Origin of the sequence: Pseudomonas sp. M47T1, from assembly GCF_000263855.1 — a bacterium.
GTDB lineage: Bacteria > Pseudomonadota > Gammaproteobacteria > Pseudomonadales > Pseudomonadaceae > Aquipseudomonas.
In genome coordinates this window covers 148,314-161,124 of the sequence record NZ_AJWX01000007.1, presented here as the reverse complement: position 1 = coordinate 161,124, position 12,811 = coordinate 148,314, and the positions used below count along the sequence as shown (strand labels likewise).

Below are 12,811 nucleotides of genomic sequence, written 5' to 3'. Positions count from 1 at the left end.
CTCGTTGCCCCTCCTGCATAGATAACTGCACGTACCATCGCCGGTCACCGAGAAGGCCGGCGCCTACCCAGTGGCTGTCAAGGAGCGACAACATGAACCTCAGCGAACACTTCACCCTGCAAGAATTGATTGAGTCCCCCACGGCCCGCAAGGCCGGCATCGACAACACCCCCGATGCGCCAACCATCGCCAATCTGCAGCGCCTGTGCCAATTGCTCGAAGGTGCGCGCGAGCTGGTGGGGGCGCCGCTGCTGATCAGCAGTGGCTACCGCTGCCCGGCGCTGAACCGGCTGATCGGCGGTGCCGACAACAGTGCCCATGTGCAGGGCCTGGCGGCCGATTTCACCGTGGTGGGGTTACCTCCGCGTCAGGTGGTGGAACTGATCGCGGACAGCTCGCTGGCCTTCGACCAGGTGATCCTGGAGTTCGACCGCTGGGTCCATGTGGCGGTCAGTGCCCGGGCCCCGCGGCGCCAGGTACTTACCTTGCGCAAGGGTACCGGTTATCTGGCAGGCGTCGCCTGAGCGGCCACCGATCATCTGTGGATTGACGGGTGGGGCGGTGATCCTTATGCTGTATATAAATACAGTATTAACGGAAGAACACTACCACAAGGCGCCGGTGTGCGCCTTGAGCAACGAAGTCAGAGGATTGCCCGCGTGGTCAACGTCGAACAATTGAAATACAGCGTCAATCGCATGAGCCCCGAAGTGGTCCAGGAAGCCGTGCTGGAACTGCGCCTCGATGGCCTGGTGACCGAACGCAAGACGCCCTTCAACAAATTGCACTTCAACACCTGTTTCGCCGAAATCGAAGCGCTGTTCCAGCGTGCCGGCTATCACCGCCCGCTGGATGTGGTGGGGTACGAAGGCCTGCTCTATGCCCTGTACGACCCCACCCGCTGGGAAGCGGTGCAGGTGCTGCGCTGGCTCAAGGAATTCACCGACGCTGCCCGCCAGGCCCATGCGCAATGACAGCAGGCACGCGGCTGGGGGATAATGCCAGGCTGTATTGAGCCCAGAGCCCGCCCATGTCCGACAGCACGTTCAACCCCGCCCAGCACCAGGCCAGCACCCTCAGCTTGCCGCCTGGCCCCTGGGTCACCGTGCTGGATTGCCTGTGCGATCACTTCAAGGCCATCGACCGCGCCCAGTGGCTTGACCGCATCGCCCGAGGGCGAGTGCTGGACGCCCAGGGCCAGCCGATCAACGTGAACCTGGCCTACCGGCAAGGCCTGCGCATTCACTATTTCCGTGAAGTGCCCAACGAGAAACCCATTGCTGCCCAGGAGCACATCCTCCACGTGGACGAGCATCTGGTGGTAGCTGACAAACCGCACTTCCTGCCGGTGACGCCAACCGGCGAGTACGTCGAGCATACCCTCTTGCGCCGCCTGATCCGCCGCCTGGACAACCCCAACCTGGTGCCCCTGCACCGCATCGACCGGCATACCGCCGGGCTGGTGCTGTTCTCTGCCAACCCCGACACGCGGTCGGCCTACCAGTCGCTGTTCCCCAACCGGCAGATTGACAAGCGCTACCACGCCATCGCCCCGGCGCTGCCGCACTTGACGTTCCCGTTGGTGCACAAGAGCCGCATGGTGCATGGCGAGCCGTTCTTTCGCATGCAAGAGGTCGACGGCCAGCCCAACAGCGAGACGTTGGTGGAGGTGGGCGAAAGGAACGGGGATCTGTGGCGTTACCTGTTGTACCCGATCACCGGCAAGACCCATCAGTTGCGCGTCCACATGACGGCGCTGGGTGCCAGCTTGTGCAACGACCCGTTCTACCCGCAGGTGTGCGCGCAAGGCGCTGAAGATGACTACAGCAAACCGCTAAAGTTATTGGCGCAGAGCCTGCGCTTCAAGGATCCGCTCAGTGGTGAGGAAAGGCACTTTGAGAGTCGCCTGACGCTGGATTGGCCGTAGGGGCTGCCACCAGGCCCCGTAGCTGCCGCCAGGCTGCGAAGGCGCGCGCAGCGTGCCCGCGTCAACCGGACACCGCCGAACGTCCTGCGGGCCTTTTCGCAGCCTTTCGGCAGCTACTACGACCCGTGTTGTAGCAAATGCCGCCAGGCTGCGAAAGGGTCCGCGCCTATCAGAACGCCCTGCTGAACACCCAGTACAACGCACCCGACAGCAGAATCGCAGCCGGCAAGGTCAGCACCCAGGCCATCACCAGGTTGCGGATGGTGCGCATTTGCAAGCCCGAGCCATTGGCGACCATGGCACCGGCCACGCCCGAGGACAGCACGTGGGTGGTGGACACCGGCAGGCCGTACATGTCGGCGGCGCCGATGGTCAGCATGGCCACGGTTTCGGCGCTGGCGCCCTGGGCGTAGGTCAAGTGGTTCTTGCCGATTTTCTCGCCCACCGTGACCACGATGCGCTTCCAGCCCACCATGGTGCCCAGCCCCAGAGCAATGGCCACGGCCACTTTTACCCACAGCGGAATGAAGCGCGTGGCGCTGTCGATCTGCTGCTTGAACTGGCCCACCTTGGCCTGGGTATCGGCGTCATACTGGCCCACCTTGTCCTTGTCCATCAGGCGAATGGCTTCCGACGTCAGGTACATGTCGTTACGCACGTTGCCGACGGCAGCGGCCGGGATAGCGGTCAGGCTACCGTAGGCGTTGACCTCATTGCCGATGAGACCGGCGATGGCCGCGAGCGCCGGCACCAACTCAGGGCTGGCCTGCTTGTTGCGAATGTAGTCGGTTAGAATCACCCGAGGGTCGCCGGTCACAGGCGTAGGCGCAGCCTTCACCAGTGCCTGCTGGGTTACCTGTGCCACGGCGGCGAACTGCACCGCCTGGTCAGCCGGCATCGCGCGGTTCAGCGCGTAGGCCATGGGCAGGGTGCCCACCAGGATCAGCATGATCAGGCCCATGCCTTTCTGCCCGTCGTTGGAACCGTGGGCAAACGACACGCCGGTGCAGGTCAGAATCAGCAGGCCGCGAATCCACCACGGCGGTGGCGCATCACCTTCCGGCGCCTTGTACAGCGCGCGGTTCTTCACCAGCACGCGCAGCACCAACAGCAACAGCGCCGCGAACACGAAGCCCAGCAGCGGGGACAGCAGCAGCGAATAGCCTATTTTCAGCGCCTGGCCCCAGTCGACACCGCTGGTGCCGTCGCGGCCATGCATCAAGGCATTGGCCACGCCCACGCCGATGATCGAGCCAATCAGGGTATGGGACGAGGAGGCGGGCAGGCCCAGCCACCAAGTGCCCAGGTTCCACAGGATGGCAGCGATCAGCAGGGCGAAGATCATCGAGAAACCGGCCGATGAACCTACCTGCAAAATAAGTTCTACCGGCAACAGCGCGATAATCCCGAACGCCACGGCGCCGCTGGACATCAGCACGCCAAGGAAGTTGAAGCAGCCCGACCACACCACTGCGAACTGCGGCGGCAGCGAGTGGGTGTAGATTACGGTGGCCACGGCGTTGGCCGTGTCGTGGAAGCCGTTGACGAATTCAAAGCCCAGGGCGATGAGCAACGCCACGCCCAACAGGATGAACGGCGTCCAGGTGGTCACAATGGTGCCCATCTCATCGACGTCGCTGACAATGCTCCAGGTGCTGTAGATCAGCCCCACGGCCAGCACGATGAAAAACCCGATCAACGTCGCACGCCCCGGTTTGCGGTCAAACTTCGGGCGCTGTTGGGTACTGCTTGCGGATGAAGAAGCCAGGGTTGGCGTAGCCATGTCAGGCAACTCGATTGAGGGAAGGGAACCCCTATATTCGTTGCAAAATGTGACAGGCTGGCGTCAGTTGCAGGTCAGTAGTCGCTGCGCTTGCGAAAAGCCCAGCGCCCGGCCAGCACCGTGAAGGTCGCCACCAGTGCCACCAGTATCCAGAAGCCTTCCGGGTCGCTGGCCAGGGGAATGCCGCCCACGTTCATGCCGAAAAAGCCGGCAATGATGTTGATGGGCAGCGCCAGCACCGTGACCACGGTCAGGGTAAACAGCGTGCGGTTGCTTTGTTCGTTGAGGTTGGCGGCTATTTCTTCCTGCAACAGCTTGATGCGCTCGCCCAGGGCCGTCAGGTCACTGAGCACCAGGGCGAACTCCTCGGTGGCCTGGCGCAGCTCCTGCAAGTCATCCTCCTGCAGCCAGGCGGGTGGGCGGTTCAACAGGCGCAGCAATGATCCCGGTTCCAGGGCCAACAGGCGTTGCAAGCGCACCAGCACCCGGCGCATGGCGCCCAATTCGGTGCGGTTGTTGCTCAGGCGCAGGGACAGCAACTGGTCTTCGATGCCGTCCACGCTCAGGCTGGTCTTGCGCACGATCTGGGTCAGCACTTCGGCCTGGTCGCGAAACAGGTGTACCAGCAATTCCATGGGCGAACGGAACCGCTCGCCACGCTTGACCGAGGAGCGCAGCTTGTCCACCGAGTGCAGCGGGTGGCGGCGGGCGCTGATCAGCAGGCGCTCGGTGGCGCACAGCCACAGGGTGGATATGTCCGAGGACACCATGCCGAAGTTGAACACCACATCGTTCACCACCGCCAGCAGCGAGTCTTCCACGTGCTCGATGCGCGTGGAGCGCGAGCCCTCGTGCAGGGCCTCGAAATAGTCCTCGGGCAACTGCAGGTGGGCGTGCATCCAGCGTTCGCAGCCGGCATGGGCCAGGTTCAGGTGCAGCCACACGAACTCATCGTTATGCTCGGTGGTGCCCAGGGCCTGCAGCACCGCCGCCGAATCCAGCTCGCACACCGGGCCGCCGGGGCGGAACCGGTAACCGTAGAGCAGCCCGAAAAGGTCCGAGTCCTGATTGCTCTTGATAATGCTCGAATTCATGTGGGCTCGCGGCGCAAGGGCTGATGCCGCGATCATGAGGACGAATTATTGCGGTTATGTGACAGTTTGTGTGCGTGTGTGAATGTTCATCTAGAACCGTCAGAGGTAAAGGCGGCCTTTCATATACAACACGGCCTCACCGCTGATGATGACTCGGTCACCGGCCAGTTCACAGGTCAATTGGCCCTTGCGCGCGCCGCCCTGTTGGGCCCTGAACACTGACTTGCCCAGGCGTGCGGCCCACAAAGGCGCCAGCGAGGTGTGTGCCGAGCCGGTGACCGGGTCTTCATTCACGCCCACGTTGGGGCCGAACCAGCGGGTGACGAAATCAAAGCGCCGACTGGCCGCCGTCACCGCCACGCCGCGCAGGGGCAGGCCCTTGAGCCGAGCGAAGTCAGGCGTGAGGCCGGCAATCAGATGCTCGTCCTCGACCACCACCAGCCAGTCGTCGGTGGCGAACACCTCTGCCTTGTCAATGCCCAACGCATCCAGCAAGCCGGCGGGCGGTTCGCTCGGCTCGGGTGCCTTGGCCGGGAAGTCCATGGCCAGCCCATGCTCGGTGCGGGTGACCCGCAGTTCGCCGCTGCGGGTGGCAAATCGGATCACATCGGGCGCATCGGGCAGTTCGTTAGCAATCACCCACGCGGCCGCCAGGGTAGCGTGGCCACACAGGTCCACTTCCACGGTGGGGGTGAACCAACGCAGCTCGAATGCATCGCCCGTGCGCACGAAGTAGGCCGTCTCCGACAGGTTGTTTTCCTCGGCGATCGCCTGCAACCGGGCGTCCGGCAGCCATTCGGTGAGCGGGCAGACGGCGGCCGGGTTGCCACCGAAAGGGCGATTGGCGAAGGCATCGACCTGGTAGATGTTCAACTGCACCGTGGTACTCCGTTATGTAAGAGGAAGCCGGACACTAGCGCCAGTCAGCCGCTGCCGTCAAACACGGGCTATCCAGGAGAATTGCTGGGTACGTGCGGCGGGCCAGTGGGTGCGGCGGCGGTAGCTGCCCAGTGCCTGTGTGTGGCAGCAGGTGCAGATATCACTGACCTCCACCTGCTGGGCGTCGATGTCTTGGTGGGCCAGAAGCAGCCCTGCATAGGCGGCCAGGTCGAACCACAGACCGTCCTCGTTCATGGCCGGTGGCTGGGGCAGGGCGTTCGGTCGTGTGGGCGCGGGCCGCGTGTGCTGCCAGGGCGGATTGCAGTCGGGCCACAGGCTTGCGAACTCGGCGCTGACCTCGTAGCAGCAGGGCTTGATCGATGGGCCGATGGCGATGCGCAGTTGCCCTCGGTCTACGCCGGCCTGATCGAACCGCGCCAGGGCGTTGTCGAGGATCCCCGCCTGCAACCCCTTCCAGCCACCGTGCACGGCGGCCACGTGCTGGCCGTCGCGGGATGCGATCAGCACCGGCAGGCAATCGGCGGTCAGCACCGCCACCGGCGTTTTTTCTCCGGTAAATACACCGTCGCCCACTGCGCAGCTTGCGGCGGCGGCTGCAGCATCGAGCACATCGGCGGTGTGCTTCTGGTTGCAGAAGAGGGTGCCCGGCGGCAGGGCTTCGTCGATGCCGAGAAACCCGTGGGCAATGCCGGCTATGCCAGTCAGGTTGTTGGCCGTCCAGCTCATGGGCAGTGACCTTCCTTGATCGCACGATGGAAATGGCGCAACGCTGCGTCCAGTGTTTCGGCCAGCGTTGCGTCGGCCACGATATCACCCGCCGTCATGCCTTTGGACAACAGGTTGACCGTCACCGACGCCCCCTCCACGATTCGCGCTGACAGGGTGTCAAGCACCAGCCGCAGCGCCGCCTGGGCATGGCTGGCGCGGGGCGAGGCATTGAACAGCGCCACCGGCTTGCCGGGAAACTGTTCGCTGGCTACCAGCCAGTCCAGCGCATTCTTGAAGGCGCCAGGAATGCCGCGGGCGTATTCGGGGCAGGCGATCAACAACCCGTTGGCCGCCGCCACCTTGGCCTGCAAATCCAGCACGGCGGGGGGAGCGCAGTCGCTCAGGTCGGGGTTGAACAACGGCAGCTGCCCAAGGCCGCGGTAGTGTCGAATCGACAGGCCGGGCGGGCACAGCGCTTCGCAGGCATCGAGCAGGGCGCGGTTGGTGGAGCCTTGGCGCAGGCTGCCGCATAGGGTCAGTAGGTGGGGCACAGGCAGAGTCCATTCAGAGGGAACAGTACAAAACTTACGCTAAAACGTCGGCCCAACAGGTGAAATCCTCTGCCAGTATCAATCCTGTTTTGCCCAGCACTGGCTTCACATCGACCCGACGGCCTCCCTCACGGCGCATATGCCGGTGGAGGACATCAACCTTGCTGCCGAGCACGTCGAGACGTTTCATGAGTGGCAGCTGCTGGCCACCAGCCGGCGAGACGGTATCTACAGTTTGCGGTGGGGCGCAGAGGTGCATGTCTGGGGGGGGGCTTGAGATTGAGCGCCGCCCGCGCGACGCTTCGCGGGTAGAACCCGCTCCCACGTCTGTTGCAACGTGCCATGGCCTGTCAGACTGAGGGTTTAGCCTTGGGTGTTTGGCGGGGGATTTGCTTTGGCCACAAAAAAGCCCGCACTCGGCGGGCTTTTTATACAACTGGTCGGGGAGACAGGATTCGAACCTGCGGCCTTCTCGTCCCGAACGAGACGCGCTACCTGGCTGCGCTACACCCCGATAGCCAAAACACCCGTCACAACGTCGGGTATCCGGCAAGTGGTGCGCTGACTGCCGGGGCAGGCCCCGGCAGGCGGGGGTCAGAGTTCCTTGACGGTACGTACCTGATCCTTGTTGATGCGGGTTTCCTTGCCATCCAGTTGCTTGACTTCGTAGAAGCCCGAGTCTTCGTCGAATTTGGGCGTGTCGACCGCCTGGATCTCGCGCCCGTCGTTGAGGGTGATGACCGTGGGCGTCGAGCACCCCGCCAAGGTAGCCAGGCCCATTGCCAGAAGCAGAGCGGGAAGGGTCCGTTTAGTCATTGTCTGTGTTCTCCAGGAAGGGACGATTAATCCATGTACACCGTTTGAGACGTTTGTACCTGAAACGAGTTCCATTTTTTTGACGGTTACGGGTTCAGCAACTGCGGCGTATTGAGGTTGGCCAGGCGCGGGTCGTCCATCGGGCATTGCAACGCCTGCGCCCCCAGCGCCAGCATTACCTGGCGCGGGCTGCGTTCGCCCGCCTGCCAGGCCTGCTCGAATGCTGCGGCGTGGGCCACGGGGATCACGCACAGCAACGGCTCCCACTGCTCGCCCTGGCGCACCATCAAGGGCTGGCCGGGATGTTGCAACGCCGTGGCGAGCAGGGCGTGCAGCAGGGCCTCGTCGATGCCCGGCACGTCGCAGGGCAGCACCAGCAGGTGGCTGTGGCGGGCCACGGCAAGGCCTGCGCGAATGCCGGCCAGGGGGCCGGGAAAGTCGTCGCTGTCGTCGCTCACCAAGTGGTCGGCATAATCGGCATACACCGCCTGGTTGCGGTTGCAGGAAATGATCAGGTCATCGCCCAGCGCCCGCACCTGCTGGTGCAGGTGGGCAATCAGCGGCTGGCCGCGCCAGGGCAGCAGGCCCTTGTCGCGCCCGCCCATGCGCTGGCCACGGCCACCGGCCAGCAGCAGGACAGAACAGGCGGGCAGGGCGGTGGCGGACATGACAGGTCTCGGTCTTCAGATACGGGCTGCTGTGATATAACACTGCCTATTCATACACACAACCGGACGAGCCCTGATGAAAGCCAAGGCTGATGTACCTTTTGTGCCGCTCAATATTGCGGTGCTGACTGTCAGTGATACCCGTACCCTGGAAAACGACACCTCCGGGCAGATGTTCGTCGACCGCCTGACCGCCGCCGGCCACCTGCTGGCCGAGCGCGTGCTGCTCAAGGACGACCTGTACAAGATTCGCGCGAAAGTGGCCCACTGGATTGCCGAGGACGTGGTGCAGGTGGTGCTGATCACCGGCGGCACCGGTTTTACCGGCCGCGACAGCACGCCGGAAGCCGTGGCCTGCCTGCTGGACAAACAGGTTGATGGCTTTGGCGAGCTGTTCCGCCAGATCAGCGTGCCCGATATCGGCACCTCCACCGTGCAATCGCGGGCCCTGGCCGGGCTGTCCAACGGCACCCTGGTGTGCTGCCTGCCCGGTTCCACCAATGCCGTGCGCACCGGCTGGGACGGCATCCTTGCCGAGCAATTGGACGTGCGTCATCGGCCGTGCAATTTCGTTCCGCACCTCAAGCAGGCCGCGCCCTGCCAGTCCCGTGGCTGAGTTGGGCGCGGCCGCGCCGCTGATGCCGCTTGAGCAAGCGCTGGATCGCCTGCTGGCCATGGCCGACCAGGCGCCGCTGTGCGAGATCGAGCGCGTGCCCTTGGCCGAGGCCGACGGCCGCGTGCTGGCCGCAGGCCTGGTGTCCACGCTGGACCTGCCGCCCTGGTCCAACAGTGCCATGGACGGGTACGCCCTGCGCCTGGCCGACTGGAACGGTGAACCGTTGGTGGTCAGCCAGCGCATCCAGGCCGGCCAGGCGCCGGCGCCGTTGCTGGCAGGCACCTGCGCGCGGATCTTCACCGGCGCCCCGGTGCCGGCAGGCGCTGACTGCGTGGAAATGCAGGAAAACGTGGAAAGCCTGGCAGACGGCCGCGTGCGCTTCACCCAAGCCCTTGGCCTGAACCAGAACATTCGCCCCCAGGGCCAGGAAACCCGCGTGGGTGAGCAGGTGCTGCCCGCCGGCACGTGCCTGGGCCCCATTGAGCTTGGCCTGGCGGCGTCCCTGGGCCATGCCCACCTGGATGTGGTGCGCAAGGTGCGCGTGGCGGTGTTGTCCACGGGCGATGAGCTGGTCGACCCCGGCCAGCCGCTGGGCCCGGGGCAGATTTACAACAGCAATCGGCGCCTGCTGGTCAGCTGGCTGCAGCGCCTGGGCTGCGAAGTCATCGACGCCGGCATCCTGCCCGACGACCTGGCGAAAACCCGCACGCGCCTGGCCCAGCTGGGTCATGCCGAACTGATCCTGTCCACCGGTGGCGTCTCGGTGGGCGAGGCCGACTTCCTAGGGGTAGCACTGCGCGAAGAAGGCGAGCTGGCGCTGTGGAAATTGGCAATCAAACCGGGCAAACCGCTGACGTTCGGGCACTTTCGCGGCGTACCGGTGATTGGCCTGCCGGGCAACCCGGCGTCCACCCTGGTGACCTTCGCGTTGCTGGCGCGGCCTTACCTGATGCGGCGCATGGGCGTGGTGGATGTAACGCCCCTGGCGTTTGAGGTGCCGGTGGGTTTCACCTGGAGCAAACCGGGCAACCGCCGCGAGTATTTGCGTGGGCGCCTGGAAAATGGCCGGGCGGTGATCTACCCCAACCAGAGCTCGGGTGTACTGCGCAGCGCCGCCTGGGCCGAAGGCTTGGTGGAGGTGCTGGAAGGCCGCACCCTGGCGGAAGGCGACCGGGTGCGATTCATTCCCCTGAGCGAAGTGCTTGGCTGAATTATTTCTTTCCGACAATGGCTCCGTGTGCGCTAATCTTCACCACGCTGTAACGCATCATGGGAGCCGTTGCCGGCAGGCATAGCCAATCGCCGGCAAGTGGCCGATACAAATGGACTTGGCACATAAGTGGGGATCTGGCCATGACGACTTTGAAAGTGGCGTGCGTGGTCCCAACCTATAACGGTCGCAGGGATCTGCAACGTCTGTTGGACTCGCTGGGCAGCCAGACGATTGATTTTGATACCCTGATCGTGGATTCCACTTCCAGCGACGGCAGTACCGAGCTGGGGCGCGAGTGTGCCGATCAGTTTCTGCTGATACCCAGCCGCGAGTTCAACCACGGCGGAACGCGACAGCGCATGGTCGAGCAGTTTCCCGACTATGACGTCTACGTGTTCATGACCCAGGACGCCTACCTCGAAGACCCCCAGGCGCTGGCGCGCATCGTCGCGCCCTTTGCCGAGGACAGCGTGGGGGCGGTGTGCGGGCGACAGTTGCCGCACAAGGACGCCAACCTGCTGTCCGAGCATGCGCGGCTGTTCAATTACCCGCCCACGTCGCAGATCAAGAGCATTGCCGACGTGGACCGGCTGGGCATCAAGGCCTGCTTCATGTCCAACTCCTTTGCCGCCTACCGGCGCAAGGCGCTGATGCAGATCGGCGGCTTTCCGCTGCATGTGATTCTCTCCGAGGACATGTACGTGGCGGCGCGGATGTTGGTGGCGGGGTGGAAAATCGCCTATGCGGGCGATGCCTGTTGTCGTCATTCGCACAACTACACCCTGGCCGAAGAGTTTCGCCGCTACTTTGACATTGGCGTGTTCCAGGCCCGCGAGCCGTGGATTCGCGAACAGTTCGGCGGTGCGGGCGGCGAGGGTTTGCGCTACGTGAAGTCGGAACTGAAATTCCTGGGCCTGCGCCGTTTCTGGCTATGGCCGGGCTCGTTTGTGCGCAATGGCCTGAAGTTGCTGGCGTACAAGTTCAGCCAGCAGGAACAGCGCTTGCCCATGAAGTGGAAAAAGCGCTTGGGCATGCACAAGCGCTACTGGGATAGCCCGTACGCCTGACAACGAACCCGGTAGGAGCTGCGGGGCGGCGCCTTCAGCCGCCACCGCGGTCAGGCCTTGCTCCAAGGCCGCAACCACACCGCCAACCCCACCATCAACGTCGCGCCACACACGCAGCTGACGCCCAATTGCACCCATATCCCCGGCAGCGGATGCACCAGCAGCGCCGCCAGCAGCATCGCTACCGCGCCCAATACCCAATGGCTGCGCCATGGCAACTGACCCAGCAGCGCTTGCCTGCGCATCAGTAGCACACCGGTCAGCAATACGCCGCACAGCGCCGCCATGGCGATGCCGATCAGGCCGAACACCCACGGCAACACCCCCAGCAACAGGGCGTTCAGCAGGCTGCCAGCCAGCTCGCAGTTGAGCGGCATGCGCGTGTCGCCCGCCGCGTAGGCGTAACGCGCCAGAAGGGCGTTCCAGGCCCCGAACATCAACGGCGCACAGAACCACGCCAGCAGCTCAGGCAGCGGGCTGCCTGCCGACTGGTTGGGCAACAGCAGGGTGACCAGCGCTGCCGATGCGCCGATCAGGCCGGTGACTGCCGGCACGGTCAACAGCGTGGCGCTGCTCAATCCTTTGCGCAGCAACGTCAGGCGTTGTTCGCCAGCGCTGCCGCTCATCAACCCCAGCAGCACCTGGTTCAGACTCATCAGGGCAATCAGTGGCAGGTTGATCAGTTTGCGCGCCAGGTTGATCCAGGTGACGGCGCCTTCGCCCAGCAGCGAGGCCACCATGCGTTCCAGCAGCGCCAGGCCCTGGCTGGCCAGGTTACTGCTCAGCAGCGGGCCGATGCGTTGCAGCAGTTCGCGCACCGCGCCCGGTGCCTGTTCGCGTTGCCAGGGGCGCCAGCCGCTGTGCCACAGCGGAGGCGCCAACACCGCCGGCATCAGCCAGCTGCCCAGCACACAGGCACAGGCCAGGCCCGTGGTGCTGGCATCGTGGCGCAAAATGGCCAGGTAGAGAACCGGTGGCAGGTTGAACAGCAGCGAGCCCAGCCCGGCCAGCACAAAGCGCGATCGCGCCTGTAATGGCACGCAAAGCAAGGCATGCAAAAGGAAACCCGGTGCGCACCAAGCCAACCAATGCAAGGAGGCCGCCGCGCGCGCATAACCTTCGCTGTCCAGCCCCGGGCCAATGGCGCGCACCCATAGCGGCGCGGCCACGCTCAACAGCAGCGCCAGGCCCAGGCCGAGCAACAATACGCGCGGCACCAAGGCGCCCAGCCAGGCACGTTGGCCATTGGCGTCGCGTCGCTGGAACAGCGGCAACGCCGCAGCGCTCAGCAGGCCGGCCGCCAAGGCCATGCGCAAGGCTTCGGGCAGGAACAGCGACACCAGAAAGGCATCGCTCTGCCCGCCGGCCCCCCACGAGGCCACCAGCAGCCATTCACGCGCGAAGCCGGCCGCAAGGCCCGTTAGTGTTGCCAGGGTCAGCCACAGCGTTGAGCCGAACATGATTAGCC

At 64.4% G+C, this 12,811-nt stretch carries 15 protein-coding genes and 1 tRNA gene; 6 read left to right on the top strand and 10 right to left on the bottom strand.

All coding sequences use genetic code 11. The features are described from left to right. Positions 1 to 92 precede the first annotated feature (92 nt). The 3 genes from PMM47T1_RS10660 (at position 93) to PMM47T1_RS10650 (ending at position 1,927) form a co-directional block, all read left to right on the top strand. Entirely contained in the window at positions 93 to 524 is a 432-nt protein-coding gene (locus tag PMM47T1_RS10660; RefSeq protein WP_008368445.1) for a D-Ala-D-Ala carboxypeptidase family metallohydrolase, read from the top strand. 135 nt (positions 525 to 659) lie between these two features. Beyond that, positions 660 to 974, top strand: a complete 315-nt coding sequence (locus PMM47T1_RS10655) for a hypothetical protein (protein WP_008368444.1) — start codon at positions 660 to 662, stop codon at positions 972 to 974. Between the two features lie 56 nt (positions 975 to 1,030). Next, complete coding sequence (locus PMM47T1_RS10650; protein ID WP_008368443.1) at positions 1,031 to 1,927, top strand: pseudouridine synthase; 897 nt, start codon at positions 1,031 to 1,033, stop codon at positions 1,925 to 1,927. A gap of 169 nt (positions 1,928 to 2,096) precedes the next feature. On the opposite strand, the gene PMM47T1_RS10645 is transcribed toward PMM47T1_RS10650, so the two are convergent. The 9 genes from PMM47T1_RS10645 to mobA form a co-directional block, all read right to left on the bottom strand. Beyond that, the gene (locus tag PMM47T1_RS10645; RefSeq protein ID WP_008368442.1) at positions 2,097 to 3,710 is read right to left on the bottom strand and encodes an inorganic phosphate transporter; all 1,614 of its coding nucleotides are present in this window, start codon (positions 3,708 to 3,710) and stop codon (positions 2,097 to 2,099) included. A 74-nt stretch (positions 3,711 to 3,784) separates the two neighbouring features. Continuing rightward, entirely contained in the window at positions 3,785 to 4,804 is a 1,020-nt protein-coding gene (locus PMM47T1_RS10640; RefSeq protein ID WP_008368441.1) for a transporter, read from the bottom strand. Between the two features lie 99 nt (positions 4,805 to 4,903). Continuing rightward, the gene (locus PMM47T1_RS10635) at positions 4,904 to 5,683 is read right to left on the bottom strand and encodes a PhzF family phenazine biosynthesis protein (protein WP_008368440.1); all 780 of its coding nucleotides are present in this window, start codon (positions 5,681 to 5,683) and stop codon (positions 4,904 to 4,906) included. A gap of 57 nt (positions 5,684 to 5,740) precedes the next feature. Further along, positions 5,741 to 6,430: a polyphenol oxidase family protein gene (locus PMM47T1_RS10630; protein WP_008368439.1), complete on the bottom strand. Its 690-nt coding sequence runs from the start codon at positions 6,428 to 6,430 to the stop codon at positions 5,741 to 5,743. Then, positions 6,427 to 6,963, bottom strand: coding sequence for an NADPH-dependent FMN reductase (locus PMM47T1_RS10625; protein WP_008368438.1), 537 nt, complete (start codon positions 6,961 to 6,963; stop codon positions 6,427 to 6,429). The genes PMM47T1_RS10630 and PMM47T1_RS10625 overlap by 4 nt, the downstream gene beginning before the upstream one ends. Before the next feature lie 34 nt (positions 6,964 to 6,997). Next, on the bottom strand, positions 6,998 to 7,153 hold the full coding sequence (locus PMM47T1_RS29750; protein WP_157212980.1) for a hypothetical protein: 156 nt from the start codon (positions 7,151 to 7,153) through the stop codon (positions 6,998 to 7,000). Positions 7,154 to 7,400: 247 nt separating this feature from the next. Next, positions 7,401 to 7,477, bottom strand: a tRNA-Pro gene (locus tag PMM47T1_RS10620). Positions 7,478 to 7,557: 80 nt separating this feature from the next. Then, positions 7,558 to 7,779, bottom strand: a complete 222-nt coding sequence (locus PMM47T1_RS10615; RefSeq protein WP_043300914.1) for a YgdI/YgdR family lipoprotein — start codon at positions 7,777 to 7,779, stop codon at positions 7,558 to 7,560. A gap of 86 nt (positions 7,780 to 7,865) precedes the next feature. Continuing rightward, entirely contained in the window at positions 7,866 to 8,447 is a 582-nt protein-coding gene (mobA, locus tag PMM47T1_RS10610) for a molybdenum cofactor guanylyltransferase MobA (RefSeq protein WP_008368436.1), read from the bottom strand. Positions 8,448 to 8,523: 76 nt separating this feature from the next. Here mobA and moaB point away from each other — a divergent pair, with 76 nt between their 5' ends. From moaB to PMM47T1_RS10595, 3 genes are all read left to right on the top strand, one after another. Next, positions 8,524 to 9,063, top strand: coding sequence for a molybdenum cofactor biosynthesis protein B (gene moaB / locus PMM47T1_RS10605; RefSeq protein ID WP_008368435.1), 540 nt, complete (start codon positions 8,524 to 8,526; stop codon positions 9,061 to 9,063). A 22-nt stretch (positions 9,064 to 9,085) separates the two neighbouring features. Then, the gene (locus PMM47T1_RS10600; RefSeq protein ID WP_050990404.1) at positions 9,086 to 10,273 is read left to right on the top strand and encodes a molybdopterin molybdotransferase MoeA; all 1,188 of its coding nucleotides are present in this window, start codon (positions 9,086 to 9,088) and stop codon (positions 10,271 to 10,273) included. Positions 10,274 to 10,416: 143 nt separating this feature from the next. Then, the gene (locus PMM47T1_RS10595) at positions 10,417 to 11,343 is read left to right on the top strand and encodes a glycosyltransferase (protein WP_043300913.1); all 927 of its coding nucleotides are present in this window, start codon (positions 10,417 to 10,419) and stop codon (positions 11,341 to 11,343) included. A gap of 50 nt (positions 11,344 to 11,393) precedes the next feature. On the opposite strand, the gene PMM47T1_RS10590 is transcribed toward PMM47T1_RS10595, so the two are convergent. Then, the gene (locus tag PMM47T1_RS10590; protein WP_008368432.1) at positions 11,394 to 12,803 is read right to left on the bottom strand and encodes a lipid II flippase MurJ; all 1,410 of its coding nucleotides are present in this window, start codon (positions 12,801 to 12,803) and stop codon (positions 11,394 to 11,396) included. Positions 12,804 to 12,811: the final 8 nt, after the last annotated feature.

What these genes read in the sequence shown, in the direction of transcription:
- PMM47T1_RS29750 (WP_157212980.1), bottom strand. Translation starts at nt 7,153, where the DNA reads ATGAAACGTCTCGACGTGCTCGGCAGCAAGGTTGATGTCCTCCACCGG.
- PMM47T1_RS10630 (WP_008368439.1), bottom strand. Translation starts at nt 6,430, where the DNA reads ATGAGCTGGACGGCCAACAACCTGACTGGCATAGCCGGCATTGCCCAC.
- PMM47T1_RS10640 (WP_008368441.1), bottom strand. Translation starts at nt 4,804, where the DNA reads ATGAATTCGAGCATTATCAAGAGCAATCAGGACTCGGACCTTTTCGGG.
- mobA (WP_008368436.1), bottom strand. Translation starts at nt 8,447, where the DNA reads ATGTCCGCCACCGCCCTGCCCGCCTGTTCTGTCCTGCTGCTGGCCGGT.
- PMM47T1_RS10590 (WP_008368432.1), bottom strand. Translation starts at nt 12,803, where the DNA reads ATGTTCGGCTCAACGCTGTGGCTGACCCTGGCAACACTAACGGGCCTT.
- PMM47T1_RS10615 (WP_043300914.1), bottom strand. Translation starts at nt 7,779, where the DNA reads ATGACTAAACGGACCCTTCCCGCTCTGCTTCTGGCAATGGGCCTGGCT.
- moaB (WP_008368435.1), top strand. Translation starts at nt 8,524, where the DNA reads ATGAAAGCCAAGGCTGATGTACCTTTTGTGCCGCTCAATATTGCGGTG.
- PMM47T1_RS10660 (WP_008368445.1), top strand. Translation starts at nt 93, where the DNA reads ATGAACCTCAGCGAACACTTCACCCTGCAAGAATTGATTGAGTCCCCC.
- PMM47T1_RS10645 (WP_008368442.1), bottom strand. Translation starts at nt 3,710, where the DNA reads ATGGCTACGCCAACCCTGGCTTCTTCATCCGCAAGCAGTACCCAACAG.
- PMM47T1_RS10595 (WP_043300913.1), top strand. Translation starts at nt 10,417, where the DNA reads ATGACGACTTTGAAAGTGGCGTGCGTGGTCCCAACCTATAACGGTCGC.
- PMM47T1_RS10600 (WP_050990404.1), top strand. Translation starts at nt 9,086, where the DNA reads ATGCCGCTTGAGCAAGCGCTGGATCGCCTGCTGGCCATGGCCGACCAG.
- PMM47T1_RS10650 (WP_008368443.1), top strand. Translation starts at nt 1,031, where the DNA reads ATGTCCGACAGCACGTTCAACCCCGCCCAGCACCAGGCCAGCACCCTC.